The following is a 24,084-nucleotide window of genomic DNA, read 5'->3' on the forward strand; positions in this document are numbered from 1 at the left end:
TGGCGCAGGAGATTGACCTCAGATAGCTGCCGACCGCCGTGCTGCCCATGGATCTCGATCAGTCGACGGGCTTCACCATCGACCGCGCCCACTGCTCATGATCATCTGCGCGGGCGCCGCCGAGTGAGTACGGCCATCGAAAGGACGCCCAAGGCGAGGCGAATCACCACGATCCCGGGCTAGATCAGGGGTTGGACGGTGGGGCAGATCGGCCTACGACGCAGTACAGGATCTGATGAACTGGAACGAAGACTCGCTCGTAGACTTTCGTGACCCGCAACCGGGGGCGTACGAGCTAAAGCTGACAATTGACGGACGGCCGACCGAGCTCGAACCAGGTCCGACCGGCGGCCGGACCCACTTACAACGCCACCGAGAGCTCTGACTGCGCCGCGTGCCCTGATGCACACCTAACCGCTGCATGCCGTGCCGCGCTCATCACTGGGTTGGTCTAGGCCGGCGAGGCGACAAGCCTCAGCGAGCAGGGCAAACAGCGGGCCAGCCCGCTCCATGTCCCGGTTCCCGCCCACCTATTGACTATGGCTTATCCATAGCGAATTATCGAAGAGTGCCCCCACCTGAGCTCGCGACCCGTTCCTACCGCAGCGCACGACGTGAAGCACAAGCCCGCGACACACGATCTCGCGTCCTGGCGGCGGCGCGTGTCGTGTTTCTCGACGCCGGGTTCGTTGGGGCGACCCTGAGAGCCATCGCCGCCGAGGCGGACGTGTCCGTGCCGACCGTGGAAGCCCTCTTCGGGACCAAGTCACGGGTGCTGAAGGCGGCCATCGACGTCGCAATTGCCGGAGATCACGAACCGGTGCCGGTCCTCGAGCGAGAGTGGACGACCGCGGCACTGCGTGCCGAGAGCGTGGACACCCTGCTGGGGGTCATCGCCGGCGTGGTCACCCAGATCCAGGCGCGCTCGGCGGGTCTCGTGCTCGCTGTGCTCGAAGGCTCTCCGACGAACCCGGACCTCGCTGAGCTCGCCGAACGACTGATCACCCAGCGGAGCACGACCGCAGCATGGCTCGTCGACGCCATTGCACTGAAGAGCCCTCTGGCCGATGGGCTCAGCAGGCCAGAGGCGATCGACACCCTGTGGATCCTCATGGACCCGGCCGTGTTCGACCGTCTCACCCGGCACCGTCACTGGACGGAGCAGCAGTACCACCAGTGGTGGGTCCGTTCGGCCGCTCGGCTGCTGACCGATCACACCCTCTGACAGGCCCAGGCACACCACCACCAGGAGAACACCATGAGCCGGAAGAACCAGAACGAATTGCACAGCCAACACGGCCAAGTCGGCTATCTGCAGCTTCCGGCGCTGGACGTCGCTCGATCTGCGGCGTTCTATGAGGCGGTGTTCGACTGGCAGGTCGAGCTCAGCTCGGGAGGCTTCGAAGCTCCGGGGATGATCGGGCAGTGGACCACTGAGCGAGCGCCCACCACGGACGAAGGGCCGTTGCTCTGGCTGTGCGCCGACAACCTCTGGCCGACACTCCAACGAGTCGTCAGCAGCGGCGGCACGGTGCGCACCAGCCCTCAGCTCGACAACGGCGAGCGCTGGCTCACGACGGTCGACGACCCCGCGGGCAACCGGATCGGCATCGTCGTCGCCGCCGGAACCGCAGCGCCGCAGACCATGATCGCTGTTCGCGATGTCGAAGCGTCGAGCCGCTGGTATCAACAGCTCCTCGGATTCCAAAGCGACCACGGAGGCCCCGACTACGAACGCCTGCTGTCCGCAGGAGTCCTGGTGCTCCAACTTCACCAGCGACAGGTGGAGCACGACCACGGAACCATCGGGCATCTCGACCACCCGGTCGGGAACGGGGTCCTGCTCTGGTTCGGTGAGGTGGCGGACTTCGACGACGTCTGCCGCCGCGCAGAACAGCTCGGCGCCAATGTGGTCCAACCCGTCCACCGCAACCCGCCATCGGGTCAGGGCAACGGACCAGGGCACCGGGAGATCTGGATCAAAGACCTCGACGACTACACGGTCGTCGTCGCCAGTCAGGACGGTGAGGCCTTCGAGATGACCTGAGGCCCGACCTCCCGGCGGTGGTCAAGGTCGGCCGGGCGCCGGCCTCCCCCACCACGTACGGCTACACCCGGCGGGCTCGCCGACCTGCGCGTGACCGCGCACGACGTTCATCCTCCGGTCCTCGGCGGGCCGGGACGGGTCCTCGCTGCCCATGCTGGCGACACTGACGTATCACAGGTCGTCCCCTTTGAGCGTTGATCATGTGACGGACGGTTCGTGCAGCTTCGTCCCGGATCAGCGAGTGCAGCGCTCTCTGTCCGGCTGGGACCGTGGCCCACCGCCGGGGTCATGCTTCGGCCCCACCGTCTCATAATCGCTGCAGACCAAGGCGACATAGTCTATCCCGGATTACGTGGTGGTGGTCGATAGTTATAGTCCGTGCTAGTTTTCGAAGAAAGACCAGCGCGACAGTTTGAGTGGCGGCGCACCGGTCCTGACAGTCGCTCGGCCTCGCGAATCCTCGCGCTCGCAACGTTCGGTTTCCTGATCTGGCCCTCGGCCTGGCGCTGATCAGCCCCCTATCACCGCCTGGGTTGGTGCACGCCAGTCGCCGTTGGGCGACAGCAGTCCGCTGTGGCCCGAAGGCCATGGCAGTTGACGACTCAGAGGAGGACGCAATGAAGTGGCAGCGGATCGTGGTCGGAGTGGACGGCTCCGACGGGAGCCGGCGTGCGCTGGCTTGGGCAGCACAAGAAGCACGTGAACACGGGGCGGCGCTGCAGGTCGTCACCACCTGGTCGACGGCTGAGGCCCTCTCCTACGCACCGTTGGGCTGGCCCGCCGACATCGAGATCGACTTCAGCACCAACGCTGAGCTGCAACTGTCCGAGGCCATCACTGCCGTCCTCGGCGAAGGGCTGGACGTGGTGCTTGAACGTCGGGTGCTCGAGGGTCAGCCGGCGCCATCGCTGGTCCTCGCGTCCGAGGACGCCGATCTCGTCGTCGTCGGCAGCCGGGGGCACGGCGGTTTCGTCGGCATGATGCTCGGCTCCGTCAGTCAGCATGTCACCGTCCACGCGGCGTGCCCGGTGACCGTCGTGCGCTAGCGAGACGGTCACTCCTCGGTCGGTGGATCCGCTGCCGAGGGACTGGCAACTCCCTCAGCCGGTGCGCTGGATGATCTGTCGCATCAGCGTGCCCGCTCCCTCGCCGTCGGCGGCGGCGATCGCTTCGACGACCTGGTGGTGCAACACGACGTCGTGGCGGTCCGGATGACCAACGCCTTGATCGCCGAGGGCTCGGTCCCGAAGTGCCTCATCGACGATTGCCTGCAACCGGACAAACATCTGGTTGCCGGAGCACTGCAGCACCAGTCCGTGCAGGCGACGATCGGCGTCCAGGAACGCCTCGCGGTCACCCTGGGTGGTGGCGACGACGAGAGCCTCGGCAGCGGCGGACAGGGTTTGCAGCTGCTCGTCGGTGCGCAGCTCGGCGGCCCGGCTGGCCGCTGCCGGTTCGATGGCGAGGCGCAGCCCACGTAGCTCCGCCAGCTGGACCGAGCGGTCGCCCGACCGCAGCCGCCACCGGATGACCTGCGGGTGTAGCAGGTCCCACTCCGGTTCCGGGAGCACGCGCAACCCCACCCGCCGACCGGCGGACAGCATCCCCAGTGACACCAGCACCCGAACTGCCTCGCGGACGATGCTGCGGGAGGCCCCGGTGCGCTGGACGAGGCCGTCGACCGTGTGGACGCTGCCCGCCGAGAACGTGCCGGCGACGATGTCAGTGCCGATGGTCTCCAGAACGCGGCCGTAGGTGCCGGTCCCGGCGTCCCCGTCGCTCACCACGTCCGCGGGATGCTCAAGTCTGGGACACCGGGGAGATCACCAGCTCGTCGATGCGTACGTGCGCCGGCGAGTCGAGGACGAACATGACTGAGCGCGCAACGTCCTCCGGGCTCAACATCATGGTCCGCGCCGTCGGGCCGGGCACCTGCGGTCGAAGCTCCAAGAAGTCGGTGTCGACATCGCCCGGACACAGGTGGCAGGCCCGAACGCCGGCACCGGCCTCCTGCTGGTTGAGAGTCTGGGTCAGCGATGCCAGTGCCGTCTTGCTGGCGCTGTAGGCGACACCGGCCATCGGCGAGAACCGCCATCCCGAGAACGACGAGATGACGACCGCCAGCCCGGACCGCCGGCGCAGCTCGGGCAGCACCAGCTGGATGGTGTGCGCCACCGAGGTCAGATTCGTGGCGATGACCGCGTCGAACTCCTCCAGATCCTGATCGGCCCAGCCGCGACGAGGCATGTTCAACCCGGCGGCGAGGACCACCGCGTCGATCGCCCCGAAGCGCTCGAGGACCTGGTCATGGGCTGACGACAGCTCGTCGGTGCGGGTGGCGTCCAGTGGCAGGGCAAGCCCCGCGCCGCCGAACTCGTCGACTGCGCTGACGACCTCCATCAGTGGCTCCGGACGCCGACCGCTGACGGCCACGTTCCAGCCGTCGGCGGCCGCCGCCAGGGCGGTCGCCCTGCCCATGCCGGTGCCCCCGCCGGTGATCCAGAGCGTCTTCGTGCCGGTTGGTCCTGCCCCGGTTCCGCTGTCGGTCATGAAGCACCTCTTTGTCGATCGCCGAATAGTATGCTCATTAAACCTCACAATTCTCAGGAGCAGCAGATGCAGATCGACTTCACCGGCCGCGTCGTCGTGATCACGGGCGGAGGTCGTGGCATCGGCCGCACGCTCGTTCAGCGCTTCGCCGCGGAGGGCGCCGACGTGGTCGCTCTCGACATCGGTTTCCCCGAACCACCGGTCGCCGGGTCCATGGCCCAGGTCTGCGACGTCACCGATGAGCAGTCCGTGAGCGACAGTGTGGCAGCCGTCGTCGAGCGCTACGGTCGCATCGACGTCCTGATCAACAACGCCGGCATCAACGTCGAGGGCACGGTGGCGGAACTGGATCTGGCCAGCTGGCGCCGGTGCTTCGACGTGAACGTCGCCGGGGTGTTCCTGGTCAGCCAGGCGGTCGCTGCGGTGATGCGGCAGGCGGGCTACGGCCGGATCCTCAACGCGGCATCCTTTGCGGCGATCGTCCCGAGTGTCGGCAGCGCCGCCTACGCGGCCTCGAAGGCTGCCGTGGTCCAGTTCAGCCGCGTCCTGGCCGGCGAGCTCGGACCGTGGGGCATCACCGTCAATGCGTACGCCCCCGGCATGGTTCCCACCGCGATGAACGGCTTCGCCGAGATGGAGCCGGCCGCGCAGGCCCGCTTGCTGGACACCTTGTCGCTGCGTCGCTGGGGCAGCGCGGATGATATCGCCGACCTCCTGTGCTTCGTCGCCAGTGACCGGGCGGGCTACATCACGGGAACCCTGCTCGACGTCAGCGGCGGCAAGCTCGCCACCCAGATCCCCGGTAAGGCCTATGAGCTCGCTGATGCCGTCGATCGCCCTGCCATTGGCTAGTCGGCAGGTTGGTGCGTGCTCGTCGGCCTGCCCGTGCCCAGGCAGGCCGACGGCAAGCGGCTAACCGCAGAAGCCCAGCACGGAACGGGCGTAGATCTTGGCGGCCTGATGGAGGCTCGCGACCGACACCCGCTCGTTGGGTCCGTGGCAGCAGGTCAGGATCCCGGGCCCGAAGGACGGGATGGTCGGGACCCCTGCCTGGTCGAACCACGGCGCGTCGGTGCCGCCGGGAAAGATGCCGAGATCCGGCGCCCGGCCCAGGACCTGCTCGGCGCTGTGCTGCACCGTCGCCACCAGAGGGTGGTCGACGGCGATCTCACTTGGTGCGATCCAGGGCAGCTCCGGCTCCACCCGGATGGTCGCCTCCAGCGACGGGTCCGCTGCCATTCGCGCGTCCAGCCAGCCCTGCAGGTCGGCGAGGATTGACTCCTGGGTCATCCCCGGCAGGGCACGGAGGTCACAGGCAAAACGCGCACTCCCCGGCACCACGCCGTAGTAGACCCCGGCCTCGACCCGGACGCCGACGTTGAGGGTCGGACGGATGTCTCCCAGCGGATGTGGCTGATAGCTCAACCCGTCGAAGGCGGACAGCTCGGTGATCAGCTCAGCCATCTTGAGGCTGGCGTTCACCGAAGGCATCCGGTCCGACAGGCTGCTGTGCATCTGGGTGCCAACCACGTCGATGGTGAAGCACAGCAGACCGCGCGACACCAGATGGAGGGCCTGATAGTCCCGCTCCCAACCGCTCGGCTCGCCGATCAAGCAGGCGTCCGCGCGATCGGCGATCAACGGCGCCAGATACCGGGAGCCGAACCGCGCCCCGGCCTCCTCGTCCGCGACCAGAGCCAGCGTGACGTCTCCGGCCAACGGTCGGTCGAGTTCCTTTACGGCGCGGAGAGCGAAGATCATCGCGGCGCAGGCAGCCTTCATGTCACTCGTGCCCAGACCGTGGATATGCCCGTCGATGATCTCCGGCCGCAACGGATCGGTCAGCCACAGGTGACGGGCGTCGCCGACTGGCTTGGTATCGATGTGGCCGTTGAGCAGGAGGTTCTTCCCACCTCCGGTGCCGGGCACAGTGGCGACGAGATTAGGTCGCTCCGGATCGCTGGCGAAGATCTCGCCGCGCGGCAGTCCGAAGTCGGACAGGGTGTCCTGCAGGTAGCGCACGATGGCGACCTCGGTGGACGCCGGTGGGATCTGGCTATCGATGGCGATCAACTGGCAGGTGAGGTTGAGCAGCTCGTCAGCGTGCTCGTCGAGGTAGGTGTCGAGCCGAGCAGACAGCTCCGAGACCTCGACGTCGGTGATCTTCGCGGCGCTCATCGGAGAGCCCCGAGCGCATTCTGAAGTCCGCTGACCAGTGTATTGATGTCCTGCTCGCTGTTCATGACGTGGAAGGAGGCGCGAAGTCGGCCATCGCCCGCCCACACCAAGATGCCCTCGGCGGCCAGGCTGTCCGCAAGCTGCAAGGCACGGGGGTGATGGATGGCTACGCTGCCCGCCCGGCTCTCCGCCGCGGCGGGAGTCACGACCTCGAAACCATGATCAGACAGTGCGGTCGCGGCCAGACCGGCGAGCCGCAGGGCGTTCTGCGCCACCGTGTCGGCGCCCAGCGCATGCAGATGGTCCAGTCCTGCGGTGATACCGGCGATCCCGGAGTACGACGCGGCGCCCATCCGGAACCTGGCCGCAGTGTCCTCGAGGTGGATGTTCTCGAACCGGTCGTCGGAGAAGAAGTCAGGCGTTGACCGCCAGCCCACCAGCCCTGGGACGAACCCCGGCGATCGGTCGCGGTTCCACATCACCACGCCGACGCCGTAGGGACCCAATGACCACTTGTAGGAGGCGGACACCCCGATCGCACAAAGGCTGTTGTCGATCGGCAGCACGCCCAGGCTGTGGGTCCAGTCCACGAACAGCGGGACCCCTGCCCGGTCTGCGAGCTTGCTGATGGCGCGAATGTCGTTGCGCGCCCCGTTCACGTACGACACATGGCTCACCGCGATGCCGCGGGTGCGGTCGTCGACGCAGGCAGCGATGTCGTCCGGGTCGATCAGCCACTCCGACGAGCGGCGGACCACCCGGACCTCGAGGCCCTCCTTGGCCAGCCGGATGAACGGGAAGGACACGCTCGGATGCTCAAGATCATTGATCACCACGTTGTCTCCGGGCTCCCACTCCAGGCCGCCGGCCACCATGCTCCAGGCCGTGGACGCATCGCCCACGAACGCGACGTCGTCCTCGGTGCAGCCGGCCACGCGCGCGATCGCAGCCTGTCCCGCCAGCTCCAGATCCAGCAGCCGCTGCCGGCCCTGTGGACCTTCGCTCTGCAGGGCGAAGGCGTTGGCGATCGCAGATCTGACGGCGGTCAGGGCGGGCGCCTGCGCACCGGTGTACAGATAGGTCGCGGGCAGGTCGTGCCACGCCGAGCGCGGAGTCAGCGGCGTACTGCTGGAGAGCAGTTGGTCAGTCATCGGCGAAGTCCTTCGTGGTCGGGGTCGCACCCGGCAGGGTGGGTCGTCAGGGGGCCTAGGTCGCGGGTCAGGTTGGTACGGGCACCGAGATCCCGTTAAGGGCCAGCGAGGCCCGGGCAGCATCGGCCAGCCGGACCACCGTGACGGCCTCGGCGACCGTGGGGGAAGCGATCAGCTCGCCGGTGACGAGCATGGAGACGAAGGCGGCAACCTCGGCGGCCAGCCCTGGGGCGCCATCCGGTGGCCAGCTCTGGCCGGTTTCTGGGTCATCTCCCTGCCAGACCCGGGTACCGGAGGCGTCACTCCTCAGGTGTACGACGCCGTCGGTGCCGTAGACGTCGAGGCGGTCCTGTGGGTGGCTGTCCGGCTCGAGCAGATAGCTCGCCCGGAGGGACCAGCTGACGCCAGCCGGCGACAGCGCCTGGCTGAAGACCACGTGCCGCACTCCGTCGCGGACGGCGCCGACGCTGGTGATCGCGGTGGGAGCGCTGCCGTCGAACCAGAGGGCCAGATCGAGATCATGGATCTGGGTCAGATACACCGGGTCCGAGACGCCGTAGCGGCCGACGTGGCCGCGCTCACGATCCCGGCTGGCCGAAATGGCTTCGACCCGACCGATCCGGCCCGCATCCACCAGCTGCTTGACCGCACGGTGTGCAGGGTCGAACCGCAGGACGTGACCGGGGACGATCAGCGAGGCTGCGGGCGACGCGGTCAGCCTCGACGCCTCAGCCGAGGAGGTGGCCACCGGCTTCTCGAGCAGGACTGCGACGCCGCGCTCAGCGGCGCTCAGGGCAAGTTCGACGTGGCTGGACGCCGGCGTGGCGATCGAAACTCCGTCCAACGCCATCTTCTCGAGCATCAGCTCCGGATCGGTGAAGGTCGACACCTCGCCGAGGTGCGCCATCGCCGTCGCGAGCCGGTGATCATCGACGTCGGCCACCGCCACCGGCGTCACGCCGGCCTTCAGGTAGGCCTCCAGATGCGCCAGCCCGAAGGCCCCGAGACCGATGATCCCGACACGTGGTCCGGAGGTCACGAAGCACCATGGGCGGCCCGGGCCCGATAAGCGGCGGCGTGCACCCGGTTTCCACATCCCTGACTGTCGCAGTACAGCCGCGATCGGTTCTTCGATCCGTCGACGAAGACCCGATCACAGTCAGCGGCAGCGCATGCCTTGAGTCGATCGTCGTCGCCCTCCTCGAACATCAACGCCAGCACCATGGCGCAGTCGGCGGCGAGGTGGTCGGACAGGGAGGCGTACGGGAGGAAGTAGTGCATGTGCAGCGACAGTCCGTCGTGCTCGACCAGGCGGGGATAGATGTCAGCCCCGCTGAGCAGCTCGTTCACGATAGTGATCTTGATGGCACGGTCGGGCGCGATGAATACGGCGCGTAGCCGAGCGCGAAGAGCGTGCAGCCGGATGACGTCCGCCTCCGACGGTGCGGCGGTCTCCGTCACAATCCACTGCCGGCTGAGCTCGGTCAGGTCGTCCACGCCAGCCATCAGCTCCGACTGCGTTCCGCTCGGGGCGGAGTTCACGAGGTCGACCAGGACCTGCAGGACCCGGGCACGATCGGACATGCTGCGCATAAGTCAGGAGCCTAAGTGCTGTTGCACCTGATTGCAACAGTCACGATGTCGCGCTCGCTGGGCGGCTCTCTTCGCGTCATCTGCTCGTAACGCGGGTTTTGCTGGGATCTCTTGACAGCGCGTATGAGCGGTACTAGCGTCCCGCGTCATTAGTCAAAGCACTCTCGCTCCTTATCTCGCCAACTCGAGGAGCGGTGCGCCGGGAGGCACCATTCCCCGGTTGGCGATCAGCAACGGCCCCAGCCCAAGACCGAAGAGGTGGATAGTGCCTGAGAGCAGCCAGTCCCTGCACGAACACGGGAGTCCCCCGCCAGCAGCCCAGGAGGCGTACAGCTTCCGGCGGTATCTGACGACCGTGCATCGTGACGACAGGCGCGACCCGGATGCGACGGCCACCGCCGATGAGGCGACAATCGACGACACCTGGACCCTCGTCATTTCGACGGCGGCGGATGATCTTGTTCGACGGACGGCTGCTGACCTGCTCGACTACCTCTGCGTCAGCATGGGCGTCACCGCGCGACTGGCCGTCCACGATGACCTCGACCCGCTCCTGGCGCACACGATCGTGCTGGGCACCGTTGCCGACCTCCCGGCCGTCTCGGTGGAGTCGCAGCAGCCGCGGGCGTACACCTTGATCGCCGAGAAGGACCGGATCGTTCTGTGTGGGATCGACGCTCGCGGAGCTGCGCAGGCCGCCTACTACCTCGAGGACCTGCTGAACCTCCGCCGCGGCCCGTACCTCTCCCCCCGCCTCGAGTCCCGCGCGCCCGCCTTCGCCCCCCGGATGACCCATTCGGGATGGGGCCTGGACGAGTTCCCCGACGATTACCTCAACCAGATCGCGCACGCCGGGATGGACTCCATCGTGCTCTTCACCTCGGCGCCGAACCGCACCCCCGACGAGTTCATCAACCGTCAGCCGGAACGGCACAGCCGCGGGCGCTACCAGCACTTCAACTCGGTCATCGAGCGCTGCGAGCAGTACGGCCTTGATGTGTATCTCTACGCCTACTTCCACTCCGACCGACCCGTCCACCCCGACGACCCGGGTGCCGACCGGTTCTATGACGAGACCTACGGTCGCGTGTTCCAGGAGTGCCCGCGTGCGAAGGGGATCGTCCTCGTGGGCGAGTCGGTCGAGTTTCCCAGCCGGGACTCCCGCACCACCGGCCGGATGCGGTACGACCGGGAGCCTGGTCGGCTGCCGGTGAGCAAGCCCAGCCCCGGCTGGTGGCCGTGCGAGGATTACCCGTCCTGGGTCGCGCGGGTACGCGATGCGTGCCGTGCCTACAACGAGGATGCGGAGATCATCTTCTGGACCTACAACTGGGGCTGGGCACCCGAGGAGGAACGGCTGCGGCTCCTCCGCGACCTCCCACGCGACATCACCTTGCAGGTCACCTTCGAGATGTTCGAGACGATCGAGCACGACGGAGTGACCAACGTCTGTGTTGACTACACCGCGTCCTCGATCGGGCCAGGAGCGTACTTCGCCAGCGAGGCGGCGGTGGCGCGCGAGCGCGGCATCACCCTGCATGCGATGGCGAACACCGGCGGTCTGACCTGGGACTTCGGCGTCGTGCCCTACCAGCCGATCCCGCAGCAGTGGGCCCGCCGGCATCAGGCTCTGCGGCAGGCGCAGCGGGACTGGGGCCTGTCCGGGCTGATGGAGAACCACCACTACGGTTGGTGGCCGTCATTCGTCAGCGAGCTGGCCAAGTCCAGCTACTGGGTGCCGTCGCCCGACAGCGACGACGCCATCGAGAGCCTCGCCCGGCGTGACTTCGGCGACGGCTGGTCGCAGGCGGTCGCAGCCTGGCAGCTCTGGAGCGAGGCAGCCCAGGACTACGTCCCGACCAACGGCGACCAGTACGGTCCGTTCCGCATCGGCCCGAGCTATCCGCTCACCCTGCTGGCGGTGCCCAAACTGGTGGTCGCTGACCATGCCATGTTCGGCGACCTCATCGTCAACATCCCGTACGCGCCAGACCACTCCGGGACGAAGCCCGTCACCGCGAACGCGATCCGGATCAAGGCTGAGATCATCAGCCTCGAGCGGATGCTGACGACCTGGCGAAGCGGGTCGACACTGCTGGCCGAGGCGATCCGTTTGGCGCCGCCGTACCGGCAGGCCGAAGGAGAGCGCATGTTGAACCTGGGGCGGTTCATCGAGCACTCCATCGCCACCACTATCGCCGTCAAGCGGTGGTGGCAGCTGCGGAGCCGGCTGCTGGTCGAGGCCGACCCGGACGCCGCCGAGGACCTGTTGGACCAGCTGGCGGAGCTGGGCGAGGGCGAGATGGCCAATGCCGAGGCGGCGATCCCAGTGGTCGAGGCAGACTCCCGACTCGGCTGGGAGCCGTCGATGGACTATCTGGGGGATGCTGACCACATCCGCTGGAAGCTGGCCCACCTGCGCCACGCCCTTGACCGCGAGATCCCGGCCTTCCGGGCCAGTCTGCGGATTTAGGGATTGCGGTGTCCGAGCCGCGTCGCGCCGACGCACACATCCATCTCTTCGAGAACGGCTACCACCCGACCCCGACCGGTACTGACGAGACGACCCAGTACGAGGTCTTCCGACGCGACAGCAACATCACCGCGGCGCTCGTCGTCGGCTATGAAGGGGAGCCCCGCTTCGCCGGCAACAACGACTACATCGCTGGATTGGCCGCGCGGCACAGCTGGGTCCATCCGGTGGCATTCATCGATGTCGCCGACCCTCCGAGTCCCGAGGCGCTGCAGAGCTTGCGAAGTCGTGGCTTCCTGGGTTTCTCGGTCTATCTGTCGGAGGACCGCCCGTCGCTCGACAGCTGGCCGAAGGAGACGCTGGCCGAGCTCGCACACGGACGGTGCGTTCTCAGCATCAACGCGTCCACCGCCACCCTGCGTCGGGTCAGACCGGCAGTGGAGGCCCTCGGCGGTGGCCAGGTGTTGCTCAGCCACGTCGGCGGGTTCTCCCGCGCCGAAGCGAAAGGATCTGCCGCTGAGGTGCGGGCGCGACTCGAACCGGTTCTCGCCCTGGGTGAGCTCGACCACGTCGTCGTGAAGCTGTCCGGCCTGTATGCCGTGGATCCTCACTACCCGCACACGGGAGCCGCGCCGGTGGTTCGGATCCTGGCCGAGCGGCTCGGCGCGACGAAGCTGGTCTGGGGGTCAGACTTCTCCCCCGCGCTCGGCGCGGTGACCCCCCAGGATCTGATGCGGCCGCCGCCCTGGTTGAACAGCCTCTTCAGCGACTCCGAGCGCGCCCGCGTGCTCGGCGCCACACTGCACGACATCATCGCCGCCGCCTCCGGGCAGGCCTCCTAGTCGGTTCGCCGGCAACCCATCAGTTCGCAACTCGCCGGCGGTCGTATCGCGCCGCGCCGGCACGAGAGGAAAGGAACACATGTCTGTTCACGACACAAGCGGAGGGGGCTTGCCCCGTCGGGCTTTCATGAAGTCCGCCGCAGTGGGGCTCGGCGCGCTGGCGGCAGCCCCGCTCCTGTCCGCCTGCTCCAGCGGCGCCGAGGAGGCGCCTCAGCCGAAGGGCATCAAAGACGTCCCGCAGCGGACGATCGGCCCAGAGGTGAAGGGCCCGATCTATCCCGAGGGCTACGTCGGACCCCGCGCCACCGAGAAGAAGCCGTTCCACGACGGCTCGAAGACCTTCCGGATCGTCGTGCCACAGGACTCGCAGGTGGTGGGCGACTGGAACAAGAACCAGTTCAGCCAGTGGTTCGAGAAGCGCACCGGCGTCAAGGTGGAATACCAGGCGGTCTTGCTGACCGGCTCCGACGGCTCGACCGACCTGACCAAGATCAACGCCATGCTCGCATCCGGCGACCTGCCCGACGCTTTCCTCGGCATTCCCTTCACCGACGCCCAGGTGTCCCTCTACGGTCAGCAGGGTCTCTTCGCCAGCCTTGGCGACTACATCGAGACCTACGCACCCGAGCTACGCAAGGCTTTCACCGAGTATCCAGACCTCCGGTCGAACCTGTTGTCCTTGGACGGGAACATCTATCAGTTCAAGGCCGTATCAGATTGCTATCACTGCCACGTCAGCCCGGCCCGCGCCTGGATCAACCAAAAGTATCTGGACAAGGTGGGCGCGTCGGTGCCTGAGACCACCGACGAGCTGAGGGAGGTACTCAAGCGATTCAAGGCGGAGGATCCGTCGGGTACCGGCAAGATGATCCCGTTCGCAGCGAGTGTCGGAGACCCAGTCGACCCCTTCATCATGAATTCGTTCCTCTACAACCCCGGAGGCAGCCATGAGGGCGGTTGGCTGCGGCTGGACAACGGCAAGGTGGACTTCGTCGCCAACCAGCCGGCCTGGCGCGAGGCGCTGCGTTATCTGCGCAGCCTCTACGACGACCAGACCCTCACGTCCCAGGCGTTCACCATGACCGGCGACGAGCTGCTTCGAGCCGGTAACCAGGGCCGCCTCGGGTTCGTCCGCAGCTACTATCAGGGACATTTCATCGACGTCGATGACGAGATGGACTCGCCGTGGCGTGACTACGTCGCCGTGCCCCCTCTCAAGGGACCAGACGGCGTGCAGTACGCGGGTTGGGACCACAGGCTCCTTGTCGGTCCGCCGCTGGTGGTCACCAAGAACTGCTCCAACCCCGAGCTGCTGGTGGAGTGGGCGGACTACCAGATGGAGCTGACTGCCCAGCTCAACTCCTACATGGGCGTCCAAGATGACAACTGGTTCTGGGCGGAGGACGGCGAGACCGGACTCAACGATAAGCAGGCGGTGTGGAAGAGCAAGAAGTTCCCCGCCCCGCTCGGACAGAGCTGGAACTTGTTCCAGATCTACTACTTCTCCCAAGACTTCCGGCTGGGTCAGTACTCCGATCCCAAGAGCCCGGACCTGGAGAAGGTGCTGTACGACGCCAGTACGCCTTACGAGCAGTACGCCCCGCCCAAGGAGATGCAGCTACCCAACCTCATCTTCGACGAGGCCGGTGCGGCGCAGCAGGCGGACACGGCAGCGACCATCGACAGCCACGTCAAGCGAAGCATGGCCAAGTTCGCCACCGGGGAGCTGGACATCAATGACGACGGTGCGTGGGACGAGTACGTCGCGGCATTCGAGAAGATGGGCTTGCCCGCGTACAAGGACCTGCACCAGCGGGCCTACGACACGCGGCCGCAGTGAGCTCCAGGCTCGCCACGGCACCCGCGGCTCGGCGCATCGCCGAGCCGCGTGGTGACCGGCTGTTCTACGTGCTGAACTATTGCCTGCTGGCCATGTTCACCCTGTCGGTTCTCTACCCCTTGGTCTACGTGTTGAGCTCGTCGTTCAGCAGCGCCCAGGCGATTAACAACGGGTCGGTCAAGCTGTGGCCAGTGGGGTTCAACGCTGACGCGTACGCAACGATCCTGGACTCACCCAACCTGGTCAAAGGCTTCCTCAACTCCGTCCTCTACACGGTCGTCGGCGCGCTGCTGGGCACGGCTCTGACCATGTTGGCCGGGTACGCGCTGTCTCGCCAGGACCTCCCCTACCGCCGGTTCCTGACCTTCTTCTTCCTCATCCCCACGCTGTTATCGGCGGGGATCATTCCCACCTACATGGTGGTCCGACAGCTCGGTCTGCTGGACACCCGGTGGGCGGTAATCCTGCCGGGGGCGATGAGTGTGTTCAACATGATCATCACCCGGACCTTCTATCAGCTCACCGTGCCGCGGGAGCTCCTCGAGGCGGGACGGATCGACGGCGCGGACGACTTCCAGTTCTTCCTGAGGGTCGCGCTGCCACTCAGCAAGCCGATCATTGCGGTCAACCTCCTGTTCTACGGCATCGCCCAGTGGAACGGATGGTTCAACGCCTTCCTCTACCTGAGCAATGCGGACCTATTCCCCCTCCAGCTGGTGCTCCGGGAGATCCTCACCCAGAGCCAGGTGGACCCGTCGCAGATCGGGGGCGGCGGGATGGCGGAGCTGCTGAAGCGCAAGGAGCTGTTCGACAAGCTCAAGTACGCCCTGATCGTGGTCGCCATGGTGCCGCCCCTGATTGCCTATCCCTTCGTTCAGAAGCACTTCGTCAAGGGTGCCCTGATCGGATCGTTGAAGTAGGAGACGATGGCTGTTCGAGAAGTAGTTCCTTCACCGGCCACCGGGCATCCGCCCAAGCCGGCGGGCCGCGACCGGATGCGTCGGCACTCTCGGTGGCGCGAGCTCCGACGCAGCTGGCAGCTCTACGTCCTGCTGCTGCCGCCGTTCGTCTACGCGATCTTGTTCCTCTACGGACCGCTGTACGGACTCCAGATGGCCTTCAAGCACTTCAGTGTGGCCAAGGGCATCACCGGCAGCCCGTGGGCCGGCTTCACCTATGTGGAGCAGTTCCTCAACTCCTTCCAGTTCTGGTCGGTGCTGAAGAACACGTTGATCCTCAACGTGTACGAGCTCATCGCGCTGTTCCCGCTCCCGATCATCTTGGCGCTGCTGCTGAACTCGGTGCGTAATGCAGGGTTTCGGCGCGGAGTCCAGCTGATCACCTACGCCCCTCACTTCATCTCCACAGTGGTCGTGGTCGGATTGATCATCATGCTGTTCTCCCCGAGCGGTGGAGTGGTGAACCAGGCGATCGAGGCCTTCGGCGGCAAGCCGGTCGACTTCCTCAGTGAGAGTCTGTTCCGGCACACGTACGTCTGGTCCGGCGCCTGGCAGACACTGGGCTATTCGGCCATCATCTATCTGGCGGCGCTGGCCGGCATCGACCCCCAGCTGCACGAGGCCGCGAAGGTCGATGGCGCGGGCATCATCCGGCGCATCTGGCACATCGACATGCCTGGCATCCTGCCGGTCACCATCACCCTGCTCATCCTCAACATGGGCTCGATGCTGTCGGTCGGATTCGAGAAGGTCCTGCTGATGCAGAACCCGCTGAACATGAGCGTGTCGGAGGTGATCGACACCTACTCCTACCGTGTGGCGTTCGTCTCCGCCCTGCCGCAGTACTCCTACGCGACCGCCATCGGACTGTTCAAATCGGTCATCGCCTTGGGCATGCTGCTGCTGGCCAACTGGCTCGCCCGCCGGGTGGTGAAGGAGAGCCTCTTCTAGGCTCGCACCAGCTGATCCCCTCGCCCGACCTCGACCGGTAACGGAGGTGAGTGGTCAGCGGGGCTGGTCGAACGCCTCCTGCGGAGCGCGGCCGATCAGCATGATGGCATCAACCGATCGGTTGATGCCACCGTCCACCGAATCGTCAGCTCATCAGCACCGCTCAGGCGATCCGCCGGGCCCTCCATCCGCGACACCCTGGGGTGAAGCGGCCCGGGCTGGGCCGCCGTTGCTGAAGCGGCCCGCGAAGGGCCGCCCGAATGAGGATGGGGCTCCCAGATGTCGGTGATCGAGGTCCACAACCTGTGTAAGCGCTACGGCGATGTCGTCGCGGTCGAGGACGTCTCGTTCGCCGTCGAGCGGGGCGAGATCTTCGGCATCCTCGGCCCCAACGGCGCGGGCAAGACGACCACTGTCGAGTGCGTGGAAGGTCTGCGGGCGCCCGATGGCGGCACCATTCGCGTGCTCGGCCTGGACCCGCAGCGCGACCGCGCCGCCCTGCGGCAGCGGCTGGGAGTCCAGCTGCAGGCCAGTGAGCTGCCGGAGCGCATCAAGGTCGGCGAAGCCCTGCGGCTGTACGCGTCGTTCTATCGCCAACCGGCGGACGTCGATGAGCTGCTGGAGCGGCTGGGTCTGGCCGATAAACAGAACAGTCGTTTCGGCCGACTGTCGGGCGGCCAGCGGCAGCGCCTCTCCGTCGCGCTCGCGCTGGTCGGCAACCCGGAAGTCGCCGTCCTGGACGAGCTCACTACCGGGCTGGACCCCCAGGCCCGCCGCGAGACCTGGCAGCTGGTCGAGCAGGTCCGCGACCAGGGGGTGACCGTCGTGCTGGTCACCCACTTCATGGCTGAGGCCGAGCGGTTGTGCGACCGGTTGGCGGTGATCGACGGCGGACGCGTCGTGGCCCTCGACACCCCCAACGGCCTCGTCGCCCAGACGGGGGCCGGGCAGCGGATCTCGTTTCGGCCCTCAGTCCCCTTCGACGAGACGCTGCTCACCTCGCTGCCTGAGGTGGCACGGGTGCGCAGCGACGGCGCCGTTCTGGTCGTGGAGGGCACCACGGACGCGCTCGCCGCGGTCACGACCGTGCTCGCCCGGTCACAGATCCTGGCCCTCGACCTGCGCGTTGACCAGGCGAGCCTGGACGACGCCTTCCTGCACCTCGTCGGCCGCCGGCTCGGCGACTGACCCACTCGACCACCCGACCAGAACGGAAGAACGACAATGCGATCCCTGCTGATGCTGATCGGACTGGAAGCCAAGCTTGTTCTGCGAGAACCGGCGACCCTGGTATTCACGGTGCTGCTGCCGGTGGGACTGATGCTGATCTTCGGACTCGGATTCCGCGACCAACCGGAGCCGACCGGCGGTGGACAGCACGACCAGCCGACGTACCTGCCGGCGCTGTCGTTGATGATCGCGGTGGGGATGCTCGGCTTCTTCGCGCTGCCGACCGTGCTCGCCACCTATCGGGAGAAGGGCATCCTGCGCCGGCTGTCCGTCACGCCCGTGCACCCCGCGAAGCTGCTCGCCGCGCAGCTGGTCGTGCAGCTGGCCACGGCTCTGGTCACGGTGGCGGTGCTGGTCGTCGTCGGTCACTATGCCGTGGGCCTGCCCATACCGCAGAACATGCCCGGTTTCGTGGTTGCGGTGATTCTGGGGCTGACGGCCCTGTTCGCTCTGGGCCTCGTCGTCGCGGCGCTGTCGCCGTCGGGTCGCGTCGCCGGTTCGGTCGGCCCGCTGGCGTTCTTCCCGATGCTGTTCCTGGCCGGCACCTGGCTGCCGCGCGACCGGATGCCCGACTGGCTCGCCACCCTCGGCGGCTATTCGCCGCTGGGTGCCCTGTTGGACACCGTGGCCGACACGTGGAGCGGCGCCGCCGCGTCGATGGCTCAACTCGGCGTATTGGCCGCGCTGTCGGTCGTCCTCGGTATCGTGGCCGCACGCCTATTCCGCTGGGAGTGACCACCCCGATGCCTGAGCCGACCGAAGGCCGCGTGCCGTGACCGCTGAGCACCGGCTCGACGCCTGGGAACGACGGTTGGACCGTGCGTCGGCCGCGGTGCCGTACCTGGTGCTTGTCCTCTCCCTCGCGCTCACCTTCGTGGTGGACGACGCACCGGTCCGCGGTTCCACCGCAGGGCTGCTCGTGCTGTCAGCGCTGACGGCGGTGTGGATGTTCGCCGGCGTGGCGCTCCTGGGGCGCCTGCCAGATCGCACCAGCGCCAGAATCGGCTACTTCGCCGGACTGATGATCCTGTACGCCCTGCTGCAATATCGCAGCCCGATGTTCGGATTCTTCGCCTTCGCCGGCTACGTGCACGCCCAGGCGGTGCTTCGCGGACGATGGCGACTGGCCGGGGTCGCGGCCACGGGAGCCATCTCCGCCACCGCGTTGTATGGCGGCTCGCTGCCGACCAGCTGGGGCGGCGCCGCGTCATACCTGCTGTTGGTGGTGGTGATCGTGGCCCTGGCGACGACGTTCTCCTCGGTCGGGCAGGTCACGGCCGAGCAGAGCCGGCAGCGCCAGGCCACCGTCGCGTCGCTGGCTGAGCTGAACGCCCGGTTGCAGGAGACGATGGCCGAGAATGCCGGGCTGCACGTCCAGCTGCTCACCCAGGCGCGCGAGGCCGGCATCCTCGACGAACGACAGCGGATGGCCCGCGAGATCCACGACACCCTGGCGCAGGGTCTGACCGGCATCCTGACCCAGGTCCAGGCAGCTGAGCAGGCCCGGGACCGTCCGGAGGACTGGCAACGGCACCTGGATCACGCGGCTCAGCTGGCGCGCGAGAGCCTGTCGGAGGCCCGGCGGTCCGTCCACGCGGTCCGACCCGAACCACTCGAGGCGGCACGGCTGCCGGACGCGCTGACCGAGGTGGCGCAGCGCTGGTCGGCACAGAACGGTGTGCCGGCCGAGGTGATCACCACCGGCATCGCGCGGCCGCTGCACCCGGAGGTCGAGGTCACCCTGCTTCGCACCGGACAGGAAGCACTCGCGAATGTGGCCAAGCACGCCGGCGCCTCCCGGGTCGGGCTGACGCTGTCGTACATGGAGGATGTGGCCATGCTGGACGTGCGTGACGACGGGGTGGGCTTCGACCCTGCCGCACTGCCGGAGCGTAAGGACTCCAGTTCAGGCGGGTTCGGCCTCACGGCCATGCGGCAGCGCATCGCCCAGGTGCACGGGATCTTGGCGATCGAGTCGGAGCCCGGCGGCGGGACAGCGCTCTCGGCCAGCGTGCCGGCACTCGGCCCCGGTGGTGCTGGATGAGCGAGCACGGTGCGCGACCGGTCACGCTGCTGATCGTCGACGACCATCCGGTGGTCCGCGATGGGCTGCGCGGCATGTTCACCGGTCAGGGCGGGTTCGAGGTGCTCGGCGAAGCCGAGGACGGAGCCCAGGCGGTCACGTTGGCCCGGCAGCTCTCCCCCGACGTGATCTTGATGGACCTACGGATGCCGAAGCTCGACGGCGTCAGCGCGATCCAGCAGCTGGTGGCCGAGGGCATACCGTCGCGGGTGCTGGTGCTGACGACCTACGACTCCGACAGCGAGGTGCTGCCCGCCATCGAGGCCGGCGCCACCGGCTATCTGCTCAAGGACGCCGATCGGGAGGAGATGTTCCGTGCCGCCCGCGCCGCGGCCCGCGGCGAGACGGTGCTGTCCCCGTCGGTCGCGAGACGCGTCCTGGGACAGCTGCGTGCACCGGTGCGCGAGCCGCTGAGCGGACGCGAGCTGGAGATCTTGATCTTGGTATCCCGCGGTTCCACCAACCGGCAGACCGCACGCCAGCTGTTCATCTCCGAAGCGACCGTCAAGACGCACCTGCTGCACATCTACGCCAAGCTCGGCGTCAACGACCGGGCCGCGGCAGTGGCCGTCGCCTTCGAGCGCGGCCTGCTGACGGCCCAACGCCACTGAGCACCGGTGACCGACGAGGCCCGATGACCCGACCGGACGACGTGGCCCCGGACGACCTAGCCCTGGACGGCGTGGCCCCGGACGACGACGGTGCTGCCCACCTGGTCACCGAGCTAGGAGTGGTCCTATCCGAACCGCTGACCGGCTCGCGATCGGGCTCGAATGTCTGGCGCGTCAGCCGTGCGGACGGATGCCCGGCCGTCCTCAAGATCACCCGTGCTCGGGTCGGCGACCACCTGCGAGCGGGCGCCGAGCGTGAGCTGGCCTTCTATCGCGACCTCGGGGTGGCCGTCGGGATCCGGACGCCGGATCTGCTCGGGTTCGTGGTCACCGACGAGGCGATCGCCATCGTCCTCACCGCGCACCCACCGCCGCGCCCGGCGGCGGACTGGTCGGAGGATCATTGGCGCCAACTGGCTGAGGACCTCGCTGTCCTGCACGAGACTCCGGTGCCGCCCGACCCGCGGTGGCAGCAGGCGGCGTCGTGGCTGCGGGCCGAGCCCGAGGTGGCTCGCCGGTTCTTCTCGCTCCCGGGCGAGATGGCCCTGGTGGAGTCCGTCCTCGACGACGCGACGGAGCTGCTGGACGCGACCCGGCAGCCGGGGAAGTCCTTCCTCCACGGGGACTGTCACACGGACAACATCATGATCGACTCCGCCGGCCTGGTCTGGACCGATTGGCAGGCTGCAGGGGCCGGCTCCGGGGCGGTGGATCTCGCCTTCGTGTCCGTGCGAGCCGCCCCGTACGGCGCGTCGCTGCCGCTGGCAAAGATGACGCAAACCTATGCCGCCTGCCGTGGGCTGGTGGCAGCCGAGGTTGCGCGTGCGACACTCGCGGCCGAGCTTGCCCTCCTGCTGTTCGCCTGGCCCCCGTACGCCCGCTTCAACGACGAGCGCGCTGTCCATCGGGTCCATGCCCGCGTCGACCACCTGTGCAGAGCGTGGCTGGGCGGCAGTGACTCGCGCTTTCAACATTTTGTTGACAATGCCGCGTTGAAGCGGCACTGTGCTGTGATGACACCAACGGATGAGATCCGGGCCAACGAGATCAGGTCCAACGACGACCAGCTGAGTCCGCTCAGCAACGACGACCCGCTGAGTCCCCTCAGCAGCGGCGACCGGCGGCGCCGCCGAGTGCCTGCAGCGCTGTTCCGCCTCGCCGAAAGACACGGCTCGACGACCGCGGGTCGGCAGCGACAATCCGGCGCCGCAGGTCTCTTGCCACACGAGGCCGTTCGGCTGGTCGAGCTGCTGGCCGGCGGGACCGCCCAGTACGCACCCGACGAGGAACGCGTCGACGCCGACGATCTGCTCGCTGCACTCACCCTCGTGCCACAGGTGCGCGCGGAACTCGACGAGACGGAACTGGCGCTGATGATCATGGCCCGCGGTCGAGGGCTCACCTGGGCGCAGATCGCCGTCGGTTTGGGTCTGGGCAGCGCCCAGGCGGCACAGCAGCGCCACGACCGGTTGGCTGCGCGAGCCGAACAGGAGGCGTGACTGCGCCGAGCAGCAGCAGCTCGGACCAGTCAGCGCAGGCGTCGCGCGCGGAGCACCAGGTCATGCGTATGGTGGGCCCCGCCACCCCCCGAGACGGTGCGTGGTCGCCTTTCATCGACTTCCACCCGCCAGGCCTGGTCGAGCAGGGCAGCCACGCTGGCCGGGCTGACGTAGGCATCCGGATCGAAACCGCCCGCGCTGCGGTGGTGCGCGTCAAGGTCAGCATGGTGGACGACCAGCAAGGTGCCGCCCGGCGCCACCGCCGAGATCAACGCCAGCTCAGCAGCGTTGTCGGCCGTACGCGGCAGCGCCGGGTACATCGCCGAGACCAGGTCGAAGGCCCCCGGCGCGAGGTCGGCGTCGACCAGACCGGCCGCCACCAGCTCGACAGTGACCCCCGCCTCGTCGGCGTGTGTCGCAGCACGGTGCAGCGCCACCCGCGAGGGGTCCAGGCCCGTCACGGTCCACCCCTGCTGCGCCAGCCAGACCACGTCCGCCCCCTCCCCGCAGCCCACCTCGAGCGCCCGGCCCGGGGTCAGACCCGCCACCTCGACCACCAGAGCCTGGTTCGGTTCGCCGCTCCAGATCCGGTCCTCGGTGGAGTAGCGCTCGTCCCACTCGTGGGCGTCTCCGGGCTGCTGACCTCCCGCCGACGCGGCAGTCGGGTTGGGGTCATGGTCGGGCCCGGAGGCGGAGGAGCTCATCTGCCCAGCCTGGACCCGCCGAGACCCGCGCAGCAACTCCGTGTGCTGAACTGGCAAAAGACCCGGTTGGATACCGTCCGCCACATCCTGACCGCGGACGGACGCTCCCTGGCGCAGGCTGCACTCGCGTGGATCTGGGCCCATGACCCGCTGGCCATCCCGCTGCCGGGATTCCGCAACCGGAGTCAGGTCGAGGCCAACGCTGCCGCGATGAGCGTCGGTCCGCTGACCAGCGAGCAGCATCTCGCCGTGGAGGCTGCACTCGGTCGAGGATGACCGTGCCCGGTGACCAGAACCGCCGGCCTCGACCCGCCCCGTCACCTGCCTGATCAGCGCGCAGCGTCGCCCATTCGATAATCACGGGTCAGCTCGTCCAGCCGTTGCAGCAGATCGGCATCCAGGGTCACGTCCGCAGCGGCGAGGCTGGCGGCGAGCTGGTCGGGACGGCTTGCGCCGATGATCGGCGCGGTGATCGCCTGCTGCGCCAGCACCCAGGCCACCGACAACGTGACCAGCGACAGCCCAGCCTCGTCAGCGACCGCCTTGAGCTGGTCGACGGTGTCGAACTCGCGGTCGTGCCAGTACCGGTCCTGATAGCTCTGCGAGGCTGTTCCCAAGGTGAACCGGGTGCCGTCCGCCGGCGCGGCGGAGCGGGAGTGCTTGCCCGACAGCAGGCCGCCGGCGATCGGGTTGTAGGGAATGACTCCGATGCCTTCCTCCGCGCAGAACGGCAGCATCTCCCGCTCGATCTGTCGGAACAGCAGGTTGTACCTCGGCTGCACCGAGTCGAACCTGGCCAGCCCCAACGTCTCGCTGCGCCCGACGGCCCGGACCAGCCGATAGGTGAGGAAGTTCGAGCAGCCGACGTAGCGGACCTTCCCGGCCCTGACCAGGTCGTCGAGAGCGCTCAGTGACTCGTCGATCGGCGTCAGCGGATCGAAGCTGTGCAGCTGATAGAGATCGATGTAGTCGGTCTGGAGCCGGCGCAGGGAGGCGTCGACCGCGGACATGATGTGTTTACGTGAGTTGCCGCCGTCGAACGGCGCCGGCCCGGTCTGGCCGAAGCACTTGGTCGCGACGATGAACCGGTCCCGCTTCCCGTGCAGCCAACGGCCGATGATCTCCTCGGTACGCCCTTGTGTCTCCAAGCCGCCACCGAGTGGGTACGAGTCGGAGGTGTCGAGGAAGTCGATGCCACCTGCTGCCGCTGCGTCCAGGATCGAGAAAGCGGTGGACTCGTCAGACTGCAGCCCGAAGGTCATGGTGCCCAGGCACAGCTTCGAGACCTGCAGGCCGGTCCGACCGAGTCGCACGTGTTCCATGCCGACATCGTAGGGGTCGGTCGTGGACATCACCGTGGCAAGGTGAGGTCG

23 protein-coding genes are annotated in these 24,084 nt (G+C 67.5%); 15 read left to right on the forward strand and 8 right to left on the reverse strand.

Annotated features, from left to right (window positions below; all coding sequences use genetic code 11):
* Window positions 1-421: 421 nt before the first annotated feature.
* The 3 genes from AC1XX3_RS13685 (at window position 422) to AC1XX3_RS13695 (ending at window position 3,093) form a co-directional block, all read left to right on the forward strand.
* Entirely contained in the window at window positions 422-1,225 is an 804-nt protein-coding gene (locus AC1XX3_RS13685; protein ID WP_483321690.1) for a TetR/AcrR family transcriptional regulator, read from the forward strand.
* Between the two features lie 33 nt (window positions 1,226-1,258).
* The gene (locus AC1XX3_RS13690; protein WP_483321691.1) at window positions 1,259-2,047 is read left to right on the forward strand and encodes a VOC family protein; all 789 of its coding nucleotides are present in this window, start codon (window positions 1,259-1,261) and stop codon (window positions 2,045-2,047) included.
* Window positions 2,048-2,664: 617 nt separating this feature from the next.
* Entirely contained in the window at window positions 2,665-3,093 is a 429-nt protein-coding gene (locus AC1XX3_RS13695) for a universal stress protein (RefSeq protein ID WP_483321692.1), read from the forward strand.
* 54 nt (window positions 3,094-3,147) lie between these two features.
* Here the strand turns inward: AC1XX3_RS13695 and AC1XX3_RS13700 are convergent, their stop codons facing one another.
* Both AC1XX3_RS13700 and AC1XX3_RS13705 read right to left on the reverse strand, forming a co-directional pair.
* Window positions 3,148-3,834 (reverse strand): FadR/GntR family transcriptional regulator, encoded by a 687-nt coding sequence (locus AC1XX3_RS13700; protein WP_483321693.1) that lies wholly within the window; start codon window positions 3,832-3,834, stop codon window positions 3,148-3,150.
* A 13-nt stretch (window positions 3,835-3,847) separates the two neighbouring features.
* Complete coding sequence (locus AC1XX3_RS13705) at window positions 3,848-4,597, reverse strand: SDR family oxidoreductase (RefSeq protein ID WP_483321694.1); 750 nt, start codon at window positions 4,595-4,597, stop codon at window positions 3,848-3,850.
* A 66-nt stretch (window positions 4,598-4,663) separates the two neighbouring features.
* Here AC1XX3_RS13705 and AC1XX3_RS13710 point away from each other — a divergent pair, with 66 nt between their 5' ends.
* The gene (locus AC1XX3_RS13710) at window positions 4,664-5,449 is read left to right on the forward strand and encodes an SDR family NAD(P)-dependent oxidoreductase (protein WP_483321695.1); all 786 of its coding nucleotides are present in this window, start codon (window positions 4,664-4,666) and stop codon (window positions 5,447-5,449) included.
* Between the two features lie 60 nt (window positions 5,450-5,509).
* Here AC1XX3_RS13710 and AC1XX3_RS13715 read toward each other — a convergent pair whose 3' ends face one another.
* The 4 genes from AC1XX3_RS13715 to AC1XX3_RS13730 all read right to left on the reverse strand — a co-directional run bounded on the left by AC1XX3_RS13715 (window position 5,510) and on the right by AC1XX3_RS13730 (window position 9,519).
* Window positions 5,510-6,775: a M20 family metallopeptidase gene (locus tag AC1XX3_RS13715; protein WP_483321696.1), complete on the reverse strand. Its 1,266-nt coding sequence runs from the start codon at window positions 6,773-6,775 to the stop codon at window positions 5,510-5,512.
* Window positions 6,772-7,926 carry an aminotransferase class V-fold PLP-dependent enzyme gene (locus tag AC1XX3_RS13720; protein ID WP_483321697.1) on the reverse strand — a complete coding sequence of 385 codons (1,155 nt, stop codon included), beginning with the start codon at window positions 7,924-7,926 and terminating at the stop codon, window positions 6,772-6,774. The genes AC1XX3_RS13715 and AC1XX3_RS13720 overlap by 4 nt, the downstream gene beginning before the upstream one ends.
* A gap of 67 nt (window positions 7,927-7,993) precedes the next feature.
* Entirely contained in the window at window positions 7,994-8,965 is a 972-nt protein-coding gene (locus tag AC1XX3_RS13725) for a Gfo/Idh/MocA family protein (protein ID WP_483321698.1), read from the reverse strand.
* Complete coding sequence (locus tag AC1XX3_RS13730; protein WP_483321699.1) at window positions 8,962-9,519, reverse strand: CGNR zinc finger domain-containing protein; 558 nt, start codon at window positions 9,517-9,519, stop codon at window positions 8,962-8,964. Before AC1XX3_RS13730 ends, AC1XX3_RS13725 begins: the two co-directional genes overlap by 4 nt.
* A 265-nt stretch (window positions 9,520-9,784) precedes the next feature.
* On the opposite strand from AC1XX3_RS13730, the gene AC1XX3_RS13735 reads away from it, so the two are divergent.
* From AC1XX3_RS13735 to AC1XX3_RS13780, 10 genes are all read left to right on the forward strand, one after another.
* The gene (locus AC1XX3_RS13735; RefSeq protein ID WP_483321700.1) at window positions 9,785-11,992 is read left to right on the forward strand and encodes a hypothetical protein; all 2,208 of its coding nucleotides are present in this window, start codon (window positions 9,785-9,787) and stop codon (window positions 11,990-11,992) included.
* A gap of 8 nt (window positions 11,993-12,000) precedes the next feature.
* On the forward strand, window positions 12,001-12,834 hold the full coding sequence (locus AC1XX3_RS13740; RefSeq protein WP_483321701.1) for an amidohydrolase family protein: 834 nt from the start codon (window positions 12,001-12,003) through the stop codon (window positions 12,832-12,834).
* A 127-nt stretch (window positions 12,835-12,961) separates the two neighbouring features.
* Window positions 12,962-14,674 (forward strand): type 2 periplasmic-binding domain-containing protein, encoded by a 1,713-nt coding sequence (locus AC1XX3_RS13745; RefSeq protein ID WP_483321702.1) that lies wholly within the window; start codon window positions 12,962-12,964, stop codon window positions 14,672-14,674.
* Window positions 14,671-15,594 (forward strand): carbohydrate ABC transporter permease, encoded by a 924-nt coding sequence (locus AC1XX3_RS13750; RefSeq protein ID WP_483321703.1) that lies wholly within the window; start codon window positions 14,671-14,673, stop codon window positions 15,592-15,594. The genes AC1XX3_RS13745 and AC1XX3_RS13750 overlap by 4 nt, the downstream gene beginning before the upstream one ends.
* A gap of 6 nt (window positions 15,595-15,600) precedes the next feature.
* On the forward strand, window positions 15,601-16,584 hold the full coding sequence (locus tag AC1XX3_RS13755) for an ABC transporter permease (protein WP_483321704.1): 984 nt from the start codon (window positions 15,601-15,603) through the stop codon (window positions 16,582-16,584).
* Between the two features lie 279 nt (window positions 16,585-16,863).
* Window positions 16,864-17,772: an ABC transporter ATP-binding protein gene (locus tag AC1XX3_RS13760; protein ID WP_483321705.1), complete on the forward strand. Its 909-nt coding sequence runs from the start codon at window positions 16,864-16,866 to the stop codon at window positions 17,770-17,772.
* Window positions 17,773-17,808: 36 nt separating this feature from the next.
* On the forward strand, window positions 17,809-18,549 hold the full coding sequence (locus AC1XX3_RS13765) for an ABC transporter permease (protein WP_483321706.1): 741 nt from the start codon (window positions 17,809-17,811) through the stop codon (window positions 18,547-18,549).
* Window positions 18,550-18,586: 37 nt separating this feature from the next.
* Window positions 18,587-19,858 (forward strand): sensor histidine kinase, encoded by a 1,272-nt coding sequence (locus tag AC1XX3_RS13770; protein ID WP_483321707.1) that lies wholly within the window; start codon window positions 18,587-18,589, stop codon window positions 19,856-19,858.
* A complete protein-coding gene (locus tag AC1XX3_RS13775) occupies window positions 19,855-20,508 on the forward strand; it encodes a response regulator (protein ID WP_483321708.1) in 654 nt (217 codons plus the stop codon). The genes AC1XX3_RS13770 and AC1XX3_RS13775 overlap by 4 nt, the downstream gene beginning before the upstream one ends.
* Before the next feature lie 23 nt (window positions 20,509-20,531).
* Complete coding sequence (locus AC1XX3_RS13780) at window positions 20,532-22,007, forward strand: aminoglycoside phosphotransferase family protein (RefSeq protein WP_483321709.1); 1,476 nt, start codon at window positions 20,532-20,534, stop codon at window positions 22,005-22,007.
* Window positions 22,008-22,036: 29 nt separating this feature from the next.
* On the opposite strand, the gene AC1XX3_RS13785 is transcribed toward AC1XX3_RS13780, so the two are convergent.
* On the reverse strand, window positions 22,037-22,711 hold the full coding sequence (locus AC1XX3_RS13785; RefSeq protein ID WP_483321710.1) for a class I SAM-dependent methyltransferase: 675 nt from the start codon (window positions 22,709-22,711) through the stop codon (window positions 22,037-22,039).
* On the opposite strand from AC1XX3_RS13785, the gene AC1XX3_RS13790 reads away from it, so the two are divergent.
* Window positions 22,682-22,987, forward strand: a complete 306-nt coding sequence (locus AC1XX3_RS13790) for an aldo/keto reductase (RefSeq protein WP_483321711.1) — start codon at window positions 22,682-22,684, stop codon at window positions 22,985-22,987. The genes AC1XX3_RS13785 and AC1XX3_RS13790 overlap by 30 nt on opposite strands.
* 53 nt (window positions 22,988-23,040) lie before the next feature.
* On the opposite strand, the gene AC1XX3_RS13795 is transcribed toward AC1XX3_RS13790, so the two are convergent.
* Entirely contained in the window at window positions 23,041-24,033 is a 993-nt protein-coding gene (locus AC1XX3_RS13795; protein WP_483321712.1) for an aldo/keto reductase, read from the reverse strand.
* Window positions 24,034-24,084 lie beyond the last annotated feature (51 nt).

The sequence above is a fragment of the Microlunatus sp. M237 genome (assembly GCF_056896895.1).

Coding starts and splice junctions, on each gene's coding strand:
- AC1XX3_RS13685 (WP_483321690.1), top strand. CDS start 422: ATGCCGTGCCGCGCTCATCACTGGGTTGGTCTAGGCCGGCGAGGCGAC.
- AC1XX3_RS13690 (WP_483321691.1), top strand. CDS start 1,259: ATGAGCCGGAAGAACCAGAACGAATTGCACAGCCAACACGGCCAAGTC.
- AC1XX3_RS13695 (WP_483321692.1), top strand. CDS start 2,665: ATGAAGTGGCAGCGGATCGTGGTCGGAGTGGACGGCTCCGACGGGAGC.
- AC1XX3_RS13705 (WP_483321694.1), bottom strand. CDS start 4,597: ATGACCGACAGCGGAACCGGGGCAGGACCAACCGGCACGAAGACGCTC.
- AC1XX3_RS13710 (WP_483321695.1), top strand. CDS start 4,664: ATGCAGATCGACTTCACCGGCCGCGTCGTCGTGATCACGGGCGGAGGT.
- AC1XX3_RS13715 (WP_483321696.1), bottom strand. CDS start 6,775: ATGAGCGCCGCGAAGATCACCGACGTCGAGGTCTCGGAGCTGTCTGCT.
- AC1XX3_RS13720 (WP_483321697.1), bottom strand. CDS start 7,926: ATGACTGACCAACTGCTCTCCAGCAGTACGCCGCTGACTCCGCGCTCG.
- AC1XX3_RS13730 (WP_483321699.1), bottom strand. CDS start 9,519: ATGCGCAGCATGTCCGATCGTGCCCGGGTCCTGCAGGTCCTGGTCGAC.
- AC1XX3_RS13745 (WP_483321702.1), top strand. CDS start 12,962: ATGAAGTCCGCCGCAGTGGGGCTCGGCGCGCTGGCGGCAGCCCCGCTC.
- AC1XX3_RS13755 (WP_483321704.1), top strand. CDS start 15,601: ATGGCTGTTCGAGAAGTAGTTCCTTCACCGGCCACCGGGCATCCGCCC.
- AC1XX3_RS13760 (WP_483321705.1), top strand. CDS start 16,864: ATGTCGGTGATCGAGGTCCACAACCTGTGTAAGCGCTACGGCGATGTC.
- AC1XX3_RS13765 (WP_483321706.1), top strand. CDS start 17,809: ATGCGATCCCTGCTGATGCTGATCGGACTGGAAGCCAAGCTTGTTCTG.
- AC1XX3_RS13775 (WP_483321708.1), top strand. CDS start 19,855: ATGAGCGAGCACGGTGCGCGACCGGTCACGCTGCTGATCGTCGACGAC.
- AC1XX3_RS13780 (WP_483321709.1), top strand. CDS start 20,532: ATGACCCGACCGGACGACGTGGCCCCGGACGACCTAGCCCTGGACGGC.
- AC1XX3_RS13790 (WP_483321711.1), top strand. CDS start 22,682: ATGGTCGGGCCCGGAGGCGGAGGAGCTCATCTGCCCAGCCTGGACCCG.
- AC1XX3_RS13785 (WP_483321710.1), bottom strand. CDS start 22,711: ATGAGCTCCTCCGCCTCCGGGCCCGACCATGACCCCAACCCGACTGCC.
- AC1XX3_RS13795 (WP_483321712.1), bottom strand. CDS start 24,033: ATGGAACACGTGCGACTCGGTCGGACCGGCCTGCAGGTCTCGAAGCTG.